Genomic DNA, 16,179 nt, shown 5'->3' with positions numbered 1-16,179 from the left:
ACTCCTTTGCCTGGCCAATCGGGCGGCCTCAGGCCTTGGCCCGGCTTTCCAGGACTTCAACGGCCGGCAGCACCTTGCCTTCGACGAATTCGAGGAACGCGCCACCGCCGGTGGAAATGTAGGAGATCTTTTCCGCCACGCCATATTTATCGATGGCCGCCAGGGTGTCGCCACCGCCGGCAATCGAGAACGCCGCGCTTTCGGCGATGGCTTCGGCCAGCACTTTGGTGCCGTTGCCGAACTGGTCGAATTCGAACACGCCGACCGGGCCGTTCCACAGGATGGTTTTCGACGACTTCAGCAGTTCGGCGAAGTTGGCCGCGGTTTGCGGGCCGATGTCGAGGATCATGTCGTCGGCAGCCACGTCAGCGATCAGCTTGACGGTCGCTTCGGCGCTTTCAGCGAATTCCTTGGCAACCACCACGTCCACCGGCAGCGGCACGCTGACTTTAGCGGCAATGGCGCGAGCGGTGTCCAGCAGGTCCGGCTCGTACAGCGACTTGCCGACCGGGTGACCGGCCGCAGCCAGGAAGGTGTTGGCGATGCCGCCGCCGACGATCAGTTGATCGCAGATCTGGCTCAGGCTGTTCAGCACGTCGAGTTTGGTCGACACCTTGGAGCCGGCAACGATGGCCGCCATTGGCTTGGCCGGGGCGCCCAGGGCTTTGCCCAGTGCATCAAGCTCAGCAGCCAGCAGCGGGCCGGCAGCGGCGACCTTGGCGAACTTGGCCACGCCGTGGGTCGAACCTTCGGCGCGGTGAGCGGTGCCGAAAGCGTCCATCACGAACACGTCGCACAGGGCGGCGTATTGCTGGGCCAGTTCGTCGGCGTTCTTTTTCTCGCCCTTGTTGAAGCGCACGTTTTCGAACAGCACGATGTCGCCGGCCTTGACGTCAACGCCGCCCAGGTAGTCGGCCACCAGCGGCACTTCGCGGCCCAGGGCCTTGCTCAGGTAGTCAGCGACAGGCTTGAGGCTGTTCTCGGCGGAGAATTCGCCTTCGGTCGGACGACCCAGGTGCGAGCAGACCATCACGGCCGCGCCTTTTTCCAGGGCCAGCTTGATGGTCGGCAGCGAAGCCAGGATACGCGCATCGCTGGTGACAACACCGTCCTTGACTGGGACGTTGAGGTCTTCGCGGATCAATACGCGCTTACCTTGCAGATCGAGGTCGGACATCTTCAACACGGTCATGGGTCGCACTTCCTACGGTTTTTTTGAAGTCGCTGTTTGCAGATAGTGTTCTGCAACATCCAGCATTCGGTTGGCAAAACCCCATTCGTTGTCGAACCAGGCCAGGATGTTCACCAGCCGAGGGCCGGAAACGCGGGTCTGACTGGCATCGACGATGGCCGAATGTGGGTCATGGTTGAAATCACAACTGGCGTGAGGCAATTCGGTGTAGGCCAACAGACCTTTGAGCGGGCCGCTGGTGGCGGCGTCGCGCAGGATCCGGTTGACCTCGCCGGCGTCGGTGTCGCTCGCGGTCTGCATCGTGATGTCGAGGCAGGACACGTTGACCGTCGGCACGCGTACGGCTTTGGCCTGAATTCGCCCGGCAAGTTCCGGCAGCAGGCGCTCGATGCCACGCGCCAGACCGGTGGACACCGGGATCACCGACTGGAACGCCGAACGGGTGCGGCGCAGGTCTTCGTGGTGATAGGCGTCGATCACCGGCTGATCGTTCATCGCCGAGTGAATCGTGGTGATCGACACGTAATCCAGGCCGACCGCCTGATCCAGCAGACGCAACAGCGGCACGCCGCAGTTGGTGGTGCAGGAGGCGTTGGACACCAGCAGTTCGTCGCCGGTCAGGCAATCCTGATTGACGCCGTAGACGATGGTGGCGTCGACATCCGCCTCACTGGCCATCGGCTGCGAAAACAGCACACGCGGCGCGCCGGCGTCGAGGAAACGCTGGCCGTCTGCGCGGGTGTGCCAGGCGCCGGAGCATTCGAGCACCAGATCGACGCCCAGCGACGCCCAATCGATGCCTTCGGGGGTGGCACTGCGCAGGACCTTCACGCAGTCGCCATTAATATGCAGACAATCGCCGTCGACTTTCACCTCGCCGGGAAACCGGCCGTGGGTGGAGTCGAAGCGCGTCAGGTATTCGATGCTGGCCATGTCGGCCAGATCGTTGATCGCGACAATTTCAAACCCGGCCGCCGGGCCTCGCTCGAACAACGCACGCAAGACGCAACGACCAATCCGGCCGTAGCCGTTGAGTGCAACTTTGTAGGGACGCGGTTGAGGCATGGGGTTCTCGATTACCGTGGTGAATCAGGCAGTGCAATGTTGCTTGAACCACCGTTTTCGCGGGCAAGCCCGCTCCCACAGTGTTCTAGGCTGGTCACACATTTTGTGTACACCAAAGAACCTGTGGGAGCGGCGGTGCGACGATTCGACTTGCTCGCGAATACGTCAGTTCAGGCGATACCTTTTCCGGATCAGTCTTCCAGCAGCTCTTCAGCCTGACCCAGGATGTTTTCCAGGGTGAAGCCGAACTCTTCGAACAGTGCCGAAGCCGGAGCCGATTCGCCGTAGGTGGTCATGCCGATCACGCGACCTTCCAGACCCACGTACTTGAACCAGAAGTCGGCATGGGCCGCTTCGATCGCAATACGTGCGCTGACCTGCAACGGCAGGACCGATTGCTTGTAGCTGGCGTCCTGAGCGTCGAACGCGCTGGTGCATGGCATGGAAACCACGCGCACCTTGCGGCCCTGCTCGGTCAGTTTGTCGTAGGCCTGAACGGCCAGACCGACTTCCGAACCGGTCGCGATCAGGATCAGCTCAGGCTCGCCTGCGCAGTCCTTGAGCACGTAACCACCACGGCGGATGTCGGCGATCTGGCCGGCATCGCGGGTTTGGTGCTGCAGGTTCTGACGCGAGAAGATCAGCGCCGACGGGCCGTCCTTGCGCTCCAGAGCGTTTTTCCAGGCCACGGCCGATTCAACGGCATCGGCTGGACGCCAGGTGTCGAGGTTCGGCGTGCTGCGCAGGCTGGTCAGTTGCTCGATCGGCTGGTGCGTCGGGCCGTCTTCGCCCAGACCGATGGAGTCGTGGGTGTAGACGTGGATCACGCGCTGCTTCATCAGAGCGGACATGCGCACTGCGTTGCGGGCGTATTCCATGAACATCAGGAAGGTCGCGCCGTAAGGCACCAGACCACCGTGCAGGGCAACCCCGTTCATGATCGCGGTCATGCCGAATTCGCGCACGCCGTAGTACATGTAGTTGCCGCTGGCGTCTTCGGCGCTGACGCCTTTGCAGCCTTTCCACAGGGTCAGGTTGGAACCGGCCAGGTCAGCCGAACCGCCCAGCACTTCCGGCAGCAGCGGGCCGAACGCGTTCAGGGCGTTCTGGCTGGCTTTACGGCTGGCGATGGTTTCGCCTTTGGCCGCAACGTCGGCGATGTAGGCGTCAGCTTTCTCGGAGAAGTCGGCCGGCAGCTCGCCGCTCAGGCGACGGATCAGTTCGTTGGCTTCGGTCGGGAACGCGGCGGAGTAGGCAGCGAAACGCTGATCCCACTCGGCTTCGGCGGCACGGCCTTTTTCCTTGGCATCCCACTCGGCATAGATGTCGGCCGGGATTTCGAACGGGCCGTGGTTCCAGTTCAGCGCCTGACGGGTCAGGGCGATTTCCGCTTCACCCAGCGGGGCGCCGTGGCAATCTTCCTTGCCTTGCTTGTTCGGCGAACCGAAACCGATGGTGGTCTTGCAGCAGATCAGGGTCGGCAGCGGGCTCTTGCGAGCGGTCTCGATGGCGGTCTTGATCTCTTCCGGGTCGTGACCGTCGACGTTGCGGATCACTTGCCAGTTGTACGATTCGAAACGCTTCGGCGTGTCGTCGGTGAACCAGCCTTCGACTTCGCCGTCGATGGAAATGCCGTTGTCATCGTAGAAGGCGATCAGCTTGCCCAGGCCCAGAGTGCCGGCCAGGGAAGCGACTTCGTGGGAAATGCCTTCCATCATGCAGCCATCACCCAGGAACACGTAGGTGTGGTGGTCGACGATGTTGTGGCCGGGACGGTTGAACTGCGCGCCCAGTACTTTTTCTGCCAGGGCGAAGCCCACGGCGTTGGCCAGACCCTGACCCAGCGGGCCGGTGGTGGTTTCAACGCCCGGGGTGTAACCGAATTCCGGGTGGCCCGGGGTACGGCTGTGCAGTTGACGGAACTGCTTCAGGTCGTCGATCGACAGGTCATAGCCGGTCAGGTGCAGCAGCGAGTAGATCAACATCGAGCCGTGACCGTTGGAAAGCACGAAGCGGTCACGGTCGGCGAACGATGGATTGCTCGGGTTGTGCTTGAGGTAGTCGCGCCAAAGCACTTCGGCGATATCTGCCATACCCATAGGGGCACCGGGATGGCCGCTGTTGGCTTTTTGCACGGCATCCATGCTGAGGGCACGAATGGCGTTGGCACGCTCACGACGGCTAGGCATCGCTGATCTCCTGGGTGTGAATAGATTGAAACGGAAAAAAGGAGGGCATTTTCCCTCACCCGAGCGCCTCGGGGCAATGACAGATAGTCATCCGGAGGCGTTTTTCCCATGGATAACATCGGTTTCGGTTGGTGAAACCTTTCCGCTGTTGGTTTGTAGAGTTAACCGGGCGGTGAGAAGTGCAATCGAATGCGCCATCCATCGAGCAATATCAAAACTTTTTGATATAGACCTTGCGATGCCTTCAGGCCGTCACTAGACTGCCAGCCCTATGAACTTACGCGTGCCTTCCATTCGCCATGACGATTGCGACGAGCTGGCGGCCCTGTGCAAGGCCGGCGGCGATCCGCTGCGGCTGAATGTATTGCGCGCCCTGGCCAACGACTCGTTCGGCGTACTGGAACTGGCGCAGATTTTCGATATCGGCCAGTCCGGCATGAGCCATCACCTTAAAGTGCTGGCGCAGGCGGATCTGGTGGCGACTCGCCGCGAAGGCAATGCGGTGTTCTATCGCCGCGCCCTGCCCCACACCGAGTTGCTGGGCGGCAAGTTGCACGCGGCATTGTTAGAAGAAGTCGACAATCTGCCGCTGCCGGCCGACGTGGAATCCCGGATCGCACAGGTTCACGGGCAGCGCGCGGCCAACAGCCAGGACTTTTTCGCCCGGGTCGCGGAGAAATTCCGCGCCCAGCAGGATTTGATTGCCGGCCTGCCGCAGTACCGTGAAAGCGTGCTGGCCCTGCTCGACAAACTGAATTTCGATGGCGCAGCCACGGCCATTGAAGTCGGCCCCGGCGATGGAGCTTTCCTGCCGGAACTGGCGCGCCGCTTCGGCACCGTAACCGCACTGGACAACAGCGCGGCGATGCTCGAACTGGCCCGCCAGGTATGTGAACGTGAACAGCTGGCTAACGTCAGCCTGCAATTGGCCGATGCATTGAATGGCACAAGCCTTCAGGCCGATTGCGTGGTGTTGAACATGGTGTTGCACCATTTCGCCGCGCCGGCCGAAGCGCTCAAGCACATGGCCAGCCTGCTGCAACCGGGCGGTAGCCTGCTCGTGACAGAGTTATGTAGCCACAACCAGAGTTGGGCCAGGGAGGCCTGCGGTGATCTGTGGTTGGGGTTTGAACAGGACGATCTGGCCCGTTGGGCCACCGCTGCGGGACTCGTTCCCGGGGAAAGCCTCTATGTAGGCTTACGTAATGGTTTCCAGATCCAGGTTCGCCATTTTCAGCGACCGGCTGGCGACACTCACCATCGGTAAATTCAGGAAAACATCGAGATGAGCGAATACTCCCTCTTCACCTCCGAGTCCGTGTCTGAAGGACATCCGGACAAAATCGCCGACCAGATTTCCGATGCAGTGCTGGACGCCATCATTGCCCAGGACAAGCACGCACGCGTTGCGGTGGAAACCCTGGTCAAGACTGGCGTGGCCATCGTTGCCGGTGAAGTGACCACCAGCGCCTGGGTCGACCTGGAGCAGATCGTTCGTGACGTGATCTGCGACATCGGCTACACCAGCTCCGACGTCGGCTTCGACGGCGCGACCTGCGGCGTGATGAACATCATCGGCAAGCAGTCCCCTGACATCAACCAGGGTGTTGACCGTGCCAAGCCTGAAGATCAGGGCGCCGGCGACCAGGGCCTGATGTTCGGCTACGCCAGCAACGAAACCGACGTGCTGATGCCGGCACCGATCACCTTCTCGCACCAGCTGGTGCAGCGTCAGGCCGAAGCCCGTAAATCGGGTCTGCTGCCCTGGCTGCGTCCGGACGCCAAGTCGCAAGTGACCTGCCGTTACGAAGGCGGCAAGGTTGTCGGTATCGACGCTGTGGTTCTGTCGACCCAGCACAACCCTGAAGTGTCGTACAACGACCTGCGCGAAGGCGTGATGGAGCTGATCGTCAAGCACGTGCTGCCTGCCGAATTGCTGAGCAAGGACACCCAGTTCCACATCAACCCGACCGGCCAGTTCATCATTGGCGGCCCGGTAGGTGACTGCGGCCTGACCGGTCGCAAGATCATCGTCGACAGCTACGGCGGCATGGCCCGTCACGGCGGCGGCGCGTTCTCCGGTAAAGATCCATCCAAGGTTGACCGTTCGGCTGCCTACGCTGGCCGTTACGTTGCCAAGAACATCGTGGCGGCCGGCCTGGCCGAGCGTTGCGAGATCCAGGTTTCCTACGCGATCGGTGTGGCCCAGCCTACCTCGATCTCGCTGAACACCTTCGGCACCGGCAAGATCAGCGATGACAAGATCATCAAACTGGTCCGCGAAGTGTTCGACCTGCGTCCATACGCGATCACCACCATGCTGGACCTGCTGCACCCGATGTACCAGGAAACCGCAGCCTACGGCCACTTCGGCCGCGCTCCGCAGACCAAGACCGTTGGCGAAGACACCTTCTCCACGTTCACCTGGGAAAAAACCGACCGCGCCGACGCTCTGCGTTCCGCTGCCGGCCTGTAATTTTCCTGGCGGTACAAGAAGCCCCGCACGGTTCGCCGTGCGGGGCTTTTTCATGGCCGCGAAACAACCGGCAAAACAGCCGCCCGGCCCGCTTCAAAATCCCGGCTAGCCTTCAGGTATCTCTCTGAGCAAGGACGCTCACGATGCTTGCCACACTGCGCCTGTTTTTGTTTTTCCTGCCGTTTTTCCACCTCAACGCCTTCGCCGACTGCCCCGACTGGGCCGCCGCCCGGGCTTCGAGCGAAGTCGCCGCCCTGCAACAACAGATCGACCGCTGGGACGACGCCTATCATCGCGAAGGTCGCTCGGTGATCGCCGATGAGCTCTACGATCAGTCCCGCCTGCGCCTGAACCAATGGCGCCGCTGCTTCAAACTTCCCTCACCGCCCGAGCCGTTGCGCACCGCGTCAGGCCCGGTTGCGCACCCGGTCGCTCACACCGGTCTGGACAAGCTTCACGACGCGGCGGACATCGCCACCTGGCTGCGCGACCGCCAAAACGTATGGGTGCAACCCAAGGTCGATGGCGTGGCGGTCACCCTGATCTATCGCGACGGCCGATTGCATCAGGCGATCAGTCGCGGGGATGGTGTTCGCGGGCAGGACTGGACCGTATCGGCAAAAAGAATCGGAGCCATTCCGCAACAGCTGACGCAACCGCAGGACCTGCTGGTGCAAGGCGAACTCTACTGGCGTTTGAACGGACATACACAGGCTCGTGCCGGCAGCGCCAACGCCCGCGCCACCGTGGCCGGGCTACTGGGGCGCAAGGATCTCGACGCGGAACACGCTGCCGGCATCGGGCTGTTTGTCTGGGACTGGCCGCAAGGGCCGAAGGACTTGCCGGAGCGAATCGCGGCCCTTACGCAGTTCGGTTTTCCTACCACGGAGCCCTACACCCAGGCCGTCGCCAGCCTGAACGAAGCGCAACACTGGCGCGATCACTGGTATCGCTCGCCACTGCCATTTGCCACGGACGGAGTGGTTCTGCGCCAAAGCCTGCGGCCACCGGCAGAGCGCTGGCAGGCTCGTCCGCCCTACTGGGCTGTCGCCTGGAAATACCCTTTTGCCCAGGCACTGGCCGATGTGCGCAAGGTGAACTTCAAGATCGGCCGCACCGGGCGCATTACGCCGGTGCTTGAACTGTCGCCGGTGATGCTCGATGACCGGCAGATCAAACGGGTCAGTGTCAGTTCGCTCAGGCGCTGGCAGGAACTGGACATTCGCCCCGGCGATCAGGTGGCAATCAGCCTGGCCGGGCTGACGATCCCGCGCCTCGACAGCGTGGTGCTGCGCAGCACTGAACGCGTGGATCTGAACGTTCCGCTCGCCCGCGACTTTCACGCCCTGAGCTGCTGGCAACCGACGCCGGGCTGCGAAAGCCAGTTCCTCGCCCGCCTGACCTGGCTCAGCAGCAAGCAGGGGCTGGCCCTGCCCCATGTCGGTCGTGGCACGTGGGAGAAACTTCTGGAAACAGGCCGCCTGAACAGCTTGCTGGATTGGTTGACCCTCGACGGGCCGGAGCTTGCTAACATTGCCGGTCTCGGCGAGCGCAGCAGTGCCCGCCTGCTGCACAGTTTTCACAGCGCCCGCCAACGGCCGTTCCTGCAGTGGCTCAAAGCCCTGGGGCTGCCACCGACCGGTCAGGCAACACTCGCCGATTCATGGCAGGCGCTGGCACAACGCAGTACCGAACAATGGCAGGCAGAAGCCGGAATCGGCCCGGGTCGCGCGGCGCAATTGAGCGCCTTTTTTCGTGACCCGCAGGTACTGGCCCTGAGTAAAACCTTGCAAGCCGCCGGTGTCGACGGCTTCTGAACACGCAATCCCCGGCCCACCGGGAACCCAAGTCCGCCGGAGCGCTCCAACAGCGCAGTGCTTCACCGATACGATTGCCTTTGCACATGGAGCTTTTATGAAATTTCTCGCACCGCTCGCCCTGCTGTCTTTCTGCGCAGTCCTCGCCGCCCCCGTGATGGCCGACGAAGACGCGCCGGGCCTGACCGGTTGTGCTGCCAAGAAGCAGGGCATCATCAATCAGATCGAACAGGCCAAGTCCCGCGGCAATGCCGACCAGCAGGCCGGCCTCGAAACCGCCCTGCGCGAAGTCACCGAACACTGCACCGACGCCGGCCTGAAGAAAGAGCGGGAAAACAAGGTACTCGACGCCAAGCACGAAGTGAGCAGGCGTCAGGCTGATCTGGACAAGGCCATGAAGAAGGGCGATCCGGAGAAGATCGACAAGCGCAAGAACAAGCTCGCCGAATCGCGCAAAGAATTGCAGGACGCGCTGGACGAACTCGACAAGTAAGAAAGCCGGGGATCACGGCCAAAGGCTGTGATCCCTTGAAAATCAGTGGTCGCGAAACTCTTTATGGCAGGCACTGCAGGCATCTTCGACTTTCTGCACCGCCGGCCCCAGGTTACTGGCCTTGTAGGGTTGAACCTTGCTGGCAATCACCAGTTCACCGGTGGCCGCCTCAAGGGTGCGGGCCATTTCCTGGAAACGGGCCTGTTTCTGCCAGACATCGTCCTTGGCGCTGGTGTGATCTTCTTCGCGCACCTGCGGAAAATGTTTCCACGGCTCATGAGACAACGCATCGAGCCTGACCGCGCCTTCGGCGAATTTCGCTCCGTCGAACGGGATGCGCCCACGCAACATGCCACCCAGGTCTTCGCCGGTCTTGAGCATCTGCTTGAAGATCGCCTTGCGCTGACCCAGCGGGGAATTCGGGTCGACACCGCCACAGGCGGACAAGGTCAGACAGGCCAGCAATACAACAGAAATTCTTTTAAGAGTCATGGTGGCTTCAGGTCACGGAAATCGGCGGCCAGTATCCTCGCGTCACCGCCAAACACCAATAGCCCTATTAACAATAAGGGTTGCTTGAGCGCATGGAGCACTTCAGCAACCGGCACAGGAAATTCTCCATGAACAGCCGCTTCAAGGCCTGGCGTCATCCGCTCATCGTCACCCTGCCGCTGCTGGCGATCCTCGCCGGCTGCACCGGTGGCGACAGCGCCAAGCCGAAAACCCACGCCCTGGCCACCTACTCCAGCGCCACTTGGGAAGCGTTGCCTGCGGTGTCCGACAGCGATCTGGTGGCCGGATTCAGCTCGTGGCGCAGCGCCTGCACCCGGCTCAAGGCTGACCCGGTCTGGGGCCCGACCTGTGCAGCCGCCGCCAATGTCCCGCAAAGTGCCGGCGACATCCGCGCCTTCCTCAAGCAGAACCTCGACGTCTTCGGCCTGCGCGCCGAAAACGACAATCCCAACGGCCTGATCACCGGCTACTACGAACCGGTCTATCCCGGCAGCCTGACGCAAACCGCCACCGCCAACGTGCCGGTGTATGGCGTGCCCGAAGACATGATCATTGTCTCGCTGGACAGTATTTACCCGGAACTCAAAGGCAAGCGCCTGCGCGGCCGCCTCGAAGGTCGCGTGCTCAAGCCTTACGACGACGCAGCGACCATCGAGACCAAAGGCGTCAAGGCGCCGGTCGTGGCCTGGCTGACCGACCCGATGAACCTGCAATTCCTGCAGATTCAGGGTTCGGGGCGGATTCAGACCGATGACGGCCGACAACTGCGCATCGCCTACGCCGACCAGAATGGTCACCCGTACCGACCGATCGGCCGCTGGCTGGTGGAACAGGGCGAGCTGAAAAAAGAAGAAGTCACCATGGGCGCGATCAGCAACTGGGCCAAGGCCAACCCATCGCGCATTCCGGAACTGCTGGCGAGCAATCCGAGCTACGTGTTTTTCACCCGCAACCCGGACAGCAACGAAGGGCCGCGCGGCTCGCTGAATGTGCCGCTGACCGCCGGTTACAGCGCGGCAGTGGACCGCAAGGTGATTCCGCTGGGCAGCCTGTTGTGGCTGTCGACCACTCGCCCAGACGGCACGCCGCTGGTACGCCCGGTGGCTGCGCAGGACACTGGCGGCGCGATTGCCGGTGAGGTTCGCGCGGATCTGTTCTGGGGCACCGGCGATGCCGCCGGGCAACTGGCGGGCGACATGAAACAGCAAGGACAGATCTGGATGCTCTGGCCAAAAGGCGCGGCGTTGCCGCAAGTGCCGCAGGTAGCCGACAAGCCGTAAGCACAATGCAAAAGATCGCAGGCCTCGTCAGCCTGCGATCTTTTCAGGTTCAGATCGAAACGAAGAAGAAACTGGCAATCAGCACCATCCCGACAAACCAGACCAACGAGCGCAGAGCCGCCCAGTCCGCCAGATAGCAAATGATGTAGAGCAGGCGACTGGTGATGAACAGCACCGCCAGCACATTGACCGTTACCAGCTCTGCCGTGCCCACCAGGTGCGCGACGATCACCGCCGCCGCAAACGCCGGAGTCACTTCAAAACTGTTCAGCTGCGCCGCATGGGCACGGCGCGCCACGCCATCCACGCTGTCCAGAAAGTCCCGGGGATCATGATTGTCCCGCAGTCTGAAACCGCCCGAGGCCTTGGCCACGACGGTGCACAGATAGGGCAGAAAAATCGCGATCAACACACACCACAAAGCCACCGTCATAACACCGTCCTTCTTTCGAGTTTTAGAGTTGCCGGGCGCTCAGAACTTCATCACCAACATGCCGATCAGCACCAGCCCACAGGCTAAGAGCCGCGGCCGGCCGAAAGGTTCTTTCAGGTAACGCATGCCGAACAGCACCACCAGGATCACGCTGATTTCACGCAACGCCGCCGCTTCGGCAATCGAGCCCAACTGCATCGCCCACAGCACCAGAGCGTAGCTGAACAACACGCAGAACCCGACCGCCAGTCCCAGCTTCCATTGCTCGCGCCAGAACAGCTTGAACGCCGGCCGCTTGGCCACCCACGCCAGCAACGGGAAAGGCCAGGCACTGAGCAGCGTGACCCAGACCAGGTAATCCAGCGGATGCGACCAGCGCCGCAACGCCTGACCGTCGATGTAGGTGTAGCAACCGATGCACAAGCCGATCAGCGCCACTACCGGCAGCATCGCCCACGGCAAATGTTTCCCGCCGCCGCCCTGCCAGAGCAGGCAAGCCATGCCCAGCGGGATCAGCAGGATCCCGAAGATCTGCTGGGTGGTCAGCACTTCGCCGGCGAAGATCAGGGTCAGCGCCAGCACCACCAGCGGCGACAATCCGCGCATCAACGGATAGACCAGCCCCAGGTCGCCGACCCGATAGGCCTGAATCAACAGGTAGCGATAAAGCAGCTCGAACGCCGCCGACGCCAGAATCCACGGCCAGATTTCCGCCGGCGGCAGGCTGATGAAAGGCATCGCCAGCGCGACGAACAGCAGCGCCACGGTGTCCATGCAGGCCACCACCAGCAGCCGTTCGGCGCTGAACTTGATCAACGTGTTCCACGCTGCGTGCAACAGCGCCGCCACCAACACCAGAGCTGTCGCCAGCACGTGCCACTCCTTTGTTCTTGTTGTTGAACCTGAGCCAATTAGTCAGATTATTGATTCGCGATGTGTCAGCAGCTGTTTATACTGCAAGCGACCACGCCGCACTCAGTTGCGCACAGATAAATTCCAATAATTCCTGCCTGCCCGTTCTCGCCCGAGACCGGTCGCCGGCCTGCGTATGCCTGATCAAAGCGTCAAGACTACCGACAGAGACCTTGCGCATGCCACTCGCCTTGCTTGCACTCGCTGTTGCCGCTTTCGGCATCGGCACCACTGAATTCGTCATCATGGGCCTGCTGCCCGATGTCGCCCGCGACCTCGCGGTGAGCATTCCCCACGCTGGCCTGTTGATCACCGGCTACGCCCTGGGCGTGGTGTTCGGTGCGCCGATCCTCGCGATCGGCACCGCCAACATGCCGCGCAAGGCCACGCTGCTGGGCATGACGCTGATGTTCATCCTCGGCAACGTGCTGTGCGCACTGGCGCCGAACTACGCAACGCTGATGGCGGCGCGAGTGGTCACCGCGCTGTGCCACGGTGCGTTCTTCGGCATCGGTTCGGTAGTGGCCGCCGGGCTGGTCGCGCCGAACAAGCGGGCGCAGGCTATTGCCATGATGTTCACCGGCCTGACCCTGGCCAACGTCCTCGGCGTACCGCTGGGCACCGCGCTCGGCCAGTACGCCGGCTGGCGTTCGACCTTCTGGGCGGTCTCGGTGATCGGTGTGATCGCCGCCCTCGCCCAATGGTTGTGGTTGCCGAAACATATCCCGATGGACAAGGCCAACCTCGCCAGCGAATTCAAGGTGCTGGGCAAGGTCAACGTGTTGCTGGCGCTGGGCATGAGCGTGCTGGCCTCCACCAGTCTGTTCAGCGTGTTCACCTACATCGCGCCGATTCTGCAGGACATCACCGGCGTCAGCCCCCACGGCGTGACGGTGATGCTGCTGTTGTTCGGTGTCGGTTTGACCGGCGGCAGCATGCTCGGCGGACGCCTGGCCGACAGCCGTCTGTTGCCGTCTCTGGTGGGTGTCGCGCTGGCGGTGGTGGTGATTCTGGCGGCGTTCAGCCAGACCAGTCGCTCGGTGGTTCCGGCGGCGATCACGCTGGTGCTGTGGGGGATTTTTGCCTTCGCCCTGTGCCCGATCCTGCAACTGCTGATCATCGATCAGGCTCACGAAGCACCGAACCTCGGCTCGACCCTGAACCAGAGCGCCTTCAACCTCGGCAATGCCGCCGGCGCATGGATCGGCGGGCTGGTGGTGGCCAGTGGCGCGGACCTCGCGGACTTGCCCTGGACCGGCGCACTGGTAGGTGTGCTGACCGTGCTGACGGCGCTGTTTTTCATCTACCTGCAACGTCGGGGTGTCGCTGCGGTCAATGTGTCCGGCTGATTTTCCCGGGGGACACAATTGTGTCCCCACCCGGCGTCAGCCCATCCAACCCTTGCGTCCATGAATGGCCGCGCTGTCTTTCACCCCCATCCAAAGGACCCCGGATGCTTGAACTTGTCGCCGCTTTCATCTGCCTCACCACCCTCCTCACTTTCGTGAATTTCCGCTTCATCGGCCTGCCCCCGACCATCGGCGTGATGGTTACCGCACTGATGTTTTCCCTGTTGCTGCAAGGCTTGAGCCTGCTCGGTTACCCCGGTCTGGAAGAGCGCGTGCAGCAACTGATCGGCCAGATCGACTTCGGCGATCTGCTGATGAACTGGATGCTGTCGTTCCTGCTGTTCGCTGGCGCCTTGCACGTGAACCTGAACGACCTGCGCAGCTATCGCTGGCCGATTGGCCTGCTGGCGACCTTCGGCGTATTGATCGCCACCGCCGTGATCGGCAGCCTCGCCTATTACATTTTTGCCCTGTTCGGCTGGCACGTGAGCTTCCTCTACTGCCTGTTGTTCGGCGCGCTGATTTCCCCGACCGACCCGATTGCGGTCCTCGGCGTGCTGCGTACGGCCAATGCCTCGAAGCCGCTGAAGACCACCATCGTCGGCGAATCGCTGTTCAACGACGGCACCGCCGTAGTGGTGTTCACCGTGCTACTGGGCATCGCGCAACTGGGCGAAACCCCGACCGTCGGCGCCACGGCCATGCTGTTTGCTCACGAAGCCATCGGTGGCGTGCTGTTCGGCGGGCTGATCGGTTATCTGGTGTACCTGATGATCAAGAGCATCGAGCAGCACCAGATCGAAGTCATGCTGACCCTGGCGCTGGTGATTGGCGGTTCGGCGATGGCCACCGAGCTGCACGTGTCGGCGCCGATTGCGATGGTGGTCGCCGGGCTGATCATCGGTAACCTCGGTCGCAACCTGGCGATGAACGACATGACGCGCAAATACCTCGACGGTTTCTGGGAATTGCTCGACGACATGCTCAACGCGTTGCTGTTCGCGCTGATCGGGATGGAGCTGTTGCTGCTGCCGTTCAACTGGCTGCACGTGGCGGCGGCGAGTTTGCTGGCGCTGGCGATTCTGCTGTCGCGCCTGCTCACCGTGGCCCCGGCCATCGTCTTGCTGCGGCGCTGGCGCACCGTGCCGCGCGGTACGATCCGGATCCTGACCTGGGGTGGTTTGCGCGGCGGTGTTTCGGTGGCATTGGCCTTGGCCCTGCCGTTGGGCCCGGAGCGCGATCTGCTGCTGAGCATCACTTACATCGTGGTGCTGTCGTCGATCCTGTTGCAGGGCCTGACCATCGGCAAACTGGTCAAGCACGCAACCCGCGATGAGCCGGTGACCGCTGCCGAGCCGGCGCACCACTGATCATTTTTTGATCCGCTGCGGATCGGGCTTTTTGGCCTGATCCGCAGATTCCTTCGGCGCATCCGTTTCTTTCGGCGCACCGCTTTCACTGCGGATCTGCGCATGACTGATCAGGGCAAAGATGAAACTGCCGCCGATGATGTTTCCCGCCAGCGTCGGCCCGGCAAACACCGCCCAGAAGTCACTCCACGGCAACTCGCCGGCAAACACCAGATACGACACCTCCGCCGACCCCACCACGATGTGAGTGAAATCGCCCAGTGCCATCAGATAGGTGATGAGGATGATGATCCACATCTTCGCGCTTTCCATGGACGGGATCATCCAGACCATGGTGGCGATCATCCAGCCCGAGACGATGCCCTTGGCGAACATCTGACTCGCATGGTTCTCCATGACCTTGCGGCCGATTTCGAGGAAGGCCTCGTCGGTCTTGCTGTCGAAGATCGGCAGTTCGAGCATCACGTACGCCACCAGAATCGTCCCGCACAGGTTGCCGAACAGCACCACGGTCCAGAGCCGGATCAACCGGCCGAAATTGGCCAGGGTCGGCTTGGTCATCACCGGCAGCACGGCGGTCAGGGTATTTTCGGTAAACAGTTGCTGGCGGGCGAGAATCACCGCGAGAAAACCCGCGCAGTAGCCGAAGCTGGCGATCACCTTGAATTCGTCGCCGTCGGGCAGACGCGAGTTGAGCAGGCCCATGCCCATCAGCGACAGGCCCATGGTCAGCCCGGCTGCCAGCGCCGACCACCACAGCGCGGCGATGCTGCGCTCCAGTTCCTGGTCGCCTTGTTTGCGGATGATTTCATGCAGGACCGCCGCCCGGGGCGGCTGGTTTTTCTCGACTTCGTGTTGTTCCTTGGCCGAGAGGTCGGGGGTCTTGCCGTCTGTTGGGGTGGTCATGGCGTGGGAACCGTAGAGGGGCTTTTAGCTACGACCCCTGCGGTTCATGGCTGTTCAGTAGCCAGATAAATCTTCGGTGACTGCACAACCGCATTCGCGAGCAAGCCCGCTTGTATGTTTAGACTTGAAGGGGTGGGCGGGACTAAAAGCTCGATTCCGACTCTAGCCAGTACGGACCGTGGGA

Annotated in this window: 14 protein-coding genes; 7 read left to right on the top strand and 7 right to left on the bottom strand. The window is 62.1% G+C overall.

The features are described from left to right. Positions 1-28: 28 nt before the first annotated feature. From ACKUG4_RS19795 to tkt, 3 genes are all read right to left on the bottom strand, one after another. Positions 29-1,192 (bottom strand): phosphoglycerate kinase, encoded by a 1,164-nt coding sequence (locus tag ACKUG4_RS19795; protein ID WP_011336326.1) that lies wholly within the window; start codon positions 1,190-1,192, stop codon positions 29-31. Between the two features lie 12 nt (positions 1,193-1,204). Next, positions 1,205-2,257 carry an erythrose-4-phosphate dehydrogenase gene (gene epd / locus ACKUG4_RS19790; RefSeq protein ID WP_064600007.1) on the bottom strand — a complete coding sequence of 351 codons (1,053 nt, stop codon included), beginning with the start codon at positions 2,255-2,257 and terminating at the stop codon, positions 1,205-1,207. A 191-nt stretch (positions 2,258-2,448) separates the two neighbouring features. Continuing rightward, positions 2,449-4,446 (bottom strand): transketolase, encoded by a 1,998-nt coding sequence (tkt, locus tag ACKUG4_RS19785; RefSeq protein WP_445434654.1) that lies wholly within the window; start codon positions 4,444-4,446, stop codon positions 2,449-2,451. Between the two features lie 271 nt (positions 4,447-4,717). Here tkt and ACKUG4_RS19780 point away from each other — a divergent pair, with 271 nt between their 5' ends. The 4 genes from ACKUG4_RS19780 to ACKUG4_RS19765 all read left to right on the top strand — a co-directional run bounded on the left by ACKUG4_RS19780 (position 4,718) and on the right by ACKUG4_RS19765 (position 9,232). Beyond that, positions 4,718-5,713: an ArsR/SmtB family transcription factor gene (locus tag ACKUG4_RS19780; RefSeq protein WP_445434653.1), complete on the top strand. Its 996-nt coding sequence runs from the start codon at positions 4,718-4,720 to the stop codon at positions 5,711-5,713. A gap of 18 nt (positions 5,714-5,731) precedes the next feature. After that, positions 5,732-6,922 carry a methionine adenosyltransferase gene (metK, locus tag ACKUG4_RS19775; RefSeq protein WP_011336330.1) on the top strand — a complete coding sequence of 397 codons (1,191 nt, stop codon included), beginning with the start codon at positions 5,732-5,734 and terminating at the stop codon, positions 6,920-6,922. A 143-nt stretch (positions 6,923-7,065) separates the two neighbouring features. After that, positions 7,066-8,739 (top strand): NAD-dependent DNA ligase LigB, encoded by a 1,674-nt coding sequence (gene ligB / locus ACKUG4_RS19770; RefSeq protein ID WP_445434652.1) that lies wholly within the window; start codon positions 7,066-7,068, stop codon positions 8,737-8,739. A gap of 97 nt (positions 8,740-8,836) precedes the next feature. Further along, positions 8,837-9,232, top strand: a complete 396-nt coding sequence (locus tag ACKUG4_RS19765; RefSeq protein WP_039767970.1) for a DUF1090 domain-containing protein — start codon at positions 8,837-8,839, stop codon at positions 9,230-9,232. 42 nt (positions 9,233-9,274) lie between these two features. Here ACKUG4_RS19765 and ACKUG4_RS19760 read toward each other — a convergent pair whose 3' ends face one another. Further along, positions 9,275-9,724 carry a c-type cytochrome gene (locus tag ACKUG4_RS19760; protein ID WP_445434651.1) on the bottom strand — a complete coding sequence of 150 codons (450 nt, stop codon included), beginning with the start codon at positions 9,722-9,724 and terminating at the stop codon, positions 9,275-9,277. Positions 9,725-9,852: 128 nt separating this feature from the next. Here ACKUG4_RS19760 and mltA point away from each other — a divergent pair, with 128 nt between their 5' ends. Continuing rightward, positions 9,853-11,025, top strand: a complete 1,173-nt coding sequence (gene mltA / locus ACKUG4_RS19755) for a murein transglycosylase A (RefSeq protein WP_445434650.1) — start codon at positions 9,853-9,855, stop codon at positions 11,023-11,025. Positions 11,026-11,074: 49 nt separating this feature from the next. Here mltA and ACKUG4_RS19750 read toward each other — a convergent pair whose 3' ends face one another. Both ACKUG4_RS19750 and ACKUG4_RS19745 read right to left on the bottom strand, forming a co-directional pair. Then, entirely contained in the window at positions 11,075-11,458 is a 384-nt protein-coding gene (locus ACKUG4_RS19750) for an MAPEG family protein (RefSeq protein ID WP_039767967.1), read from the bottom strand. Positions 11,459-11,497: 39 nt separating this feature from the next. Then, complete coding sequence (locus tag ACKUG4_RS19745; protein ID WP_064600018.1) at positions 11,498-12,331, bottom strand: EamA family transporter; 834 nt, start codon at positions 12,329-12,331, stop codon at positions 11,498-11,500. Positions 12,332-12,549: 218 nt separating this feature from the next. Here ACKUG4_RS19745 and ACKUG4_RS19740 point away from each other — a divergent pair, with 218 nt between their 5' ends. Next, positions 12,550-13,719, top strand: a complete 1,170-nt coding sequence (locus ACKUG4_RS19740; protein ID WP_007959692.1) for an MFS transporter — start codon at positions 12,550-12,552, stop codon at positions 13,717-13,719. 104 nt (positions 13,720-13,823) lie between these two features. Beyond that, positions 13,824-15,089, top strand: coding sequence for a cation:proton antiporter (locus tag ACKUG4_RS19735; protein ID WP_039767965.1), 1,266 nt, complete (start codon positions 13,824-13,826; stop codon positions 15,087-15,089). Here ACKUG4_RS19735 and ACKUG4_RS19730 read toward each other — a convergent pair whose 3' ends face one another. Continuing rightward, positions 15,090-15,995, bottom strand: a complete 906-nt coding sequence (locus tag ACKUG4_RS19730; RefSeq protein ID WP_445434649.1) for a formate/nitrite transporter family protein — start codon at positions 15,993-15,995, stop codon at positions 15,090-15,092. Between the last annotated feature and the right edge of the window lie 184 nt (positions 15,996-16,179).

Origin of the sequence: Candidatus Pseudomonas auctus, from assembly GCF_048654275.1 — a bacterium.
GTDB classification, from domain to species: Bacteria; Pseudomonadota; Gammaproteobacteria; order Pseudomonadales; family Pseudomonadaceae; genus Aquipseudomonas; species Aquipseudomonas pharyngis.
The sequence above is the reverse complement of the archived record's forward strand: the minus strand, read 5'-3'. Positions and strand labels throughout refer to the sequence as shown.

What these genes read in the sequence shown, in the direction of transcription:
- ACKUG4_RS19795 (WP_011336326.1), bottom strand. Translation starts at nt 1,192, where the DNA reads ATGACCGTGTTGAAGATGTCCGACCTCGATCTGCAAGGTAAGCGCGTA.
- epd (WP_064600007.1), bottom strand. Translation starts at nt 2,257, where the DNA reads ATGCCTCAACCGCGTCCCTACAAAGTTGCACTCAACGGCTACGGCCGG.
- tkt (WP_445434654.1), bottom strand. Translation starts at nt 4,446, where the DNA reads ATGCCTAGCCGTCGTGAGCGTGCCAACGCCATTCGTGCCCTCAGCATG.
- ACKUG4_RS19780 (WP_445434653.1), top strand. Translation starts at nt 4,718, where the DNA reads ATGAACTTACGCGTGCCTTCCATTCGCCATGACGATTGCGACGAGCTG.
- metK (WP_011336330.1), top strand. Translation starts at nt 5,732, where the DNA reads ATGAGCGAATACTCCCTCTTCACCTCCGAGTCCGTGTCTGAAGGACAT.
- ligB (WP_445434652.1), top strand. Translation starts at nt 7,066, where the DNA reads ATGCTTGCCACACTGCGCCTGTTTTTGTTTTTCCTGCCGTTTTTCCAC.
- ACKUG4_RS19765 (WP_039767970.1), top strand. Translation starts at nt 8,837, where the DNA reads ATGAAATTTCTCGCACCGCTCGCCCTGCTGTCTTTCTGCGCAGTCCTC.
- ACKUG4_RS19760 (WP_445434651.1), bottom strand. Translation starts at nt 9,724, where the DNA reads ATGACTCTTAAAAGAATTTCTGTTGTATTGCTGGCCTGTCTGACCTTG.
- mltA (WP_445434650.1), top strand. Translation starts at nt 9,853, where the DNA reads ATGAACAGCCGCTTCAAGGCCTGGCGTCATCCGCTCATCGTCACCCTG.
- ACKUG4_RS19750 (WP_039767967.1), bottom strand. Translation starts at nt 11,458, where the DNA reads ATGACGGTGGCTTTGTGGTGTGTGTTGATCGCGATTTTTCTGCCCTAT.
- ACKUG4_RS19740 (WP_007959692.1), top strand. Translation starts at nt 12,550, where the DNA reads ATGCCACTCGCCTTGCTTGCACTCGCTGTTGCCGCTTTCGGCATCGGC.
- ACKUG4_RS19735 (WP_039767965.1), top strand. Translation starts at nt 13,824, where the DNA reads ATGCTTGAACTTGTCGCCGCTTTCATCTGCCTCACCACCCTCCTCACT.
- ACKUG4_RS19730 (WP_445434649.1), bottom strand. Translation starts at nt 15,995, where the DNA reads ATGACCACCCCAACAGACGGCAAGACCCCCGACCTCTCGGCCAAGGAA.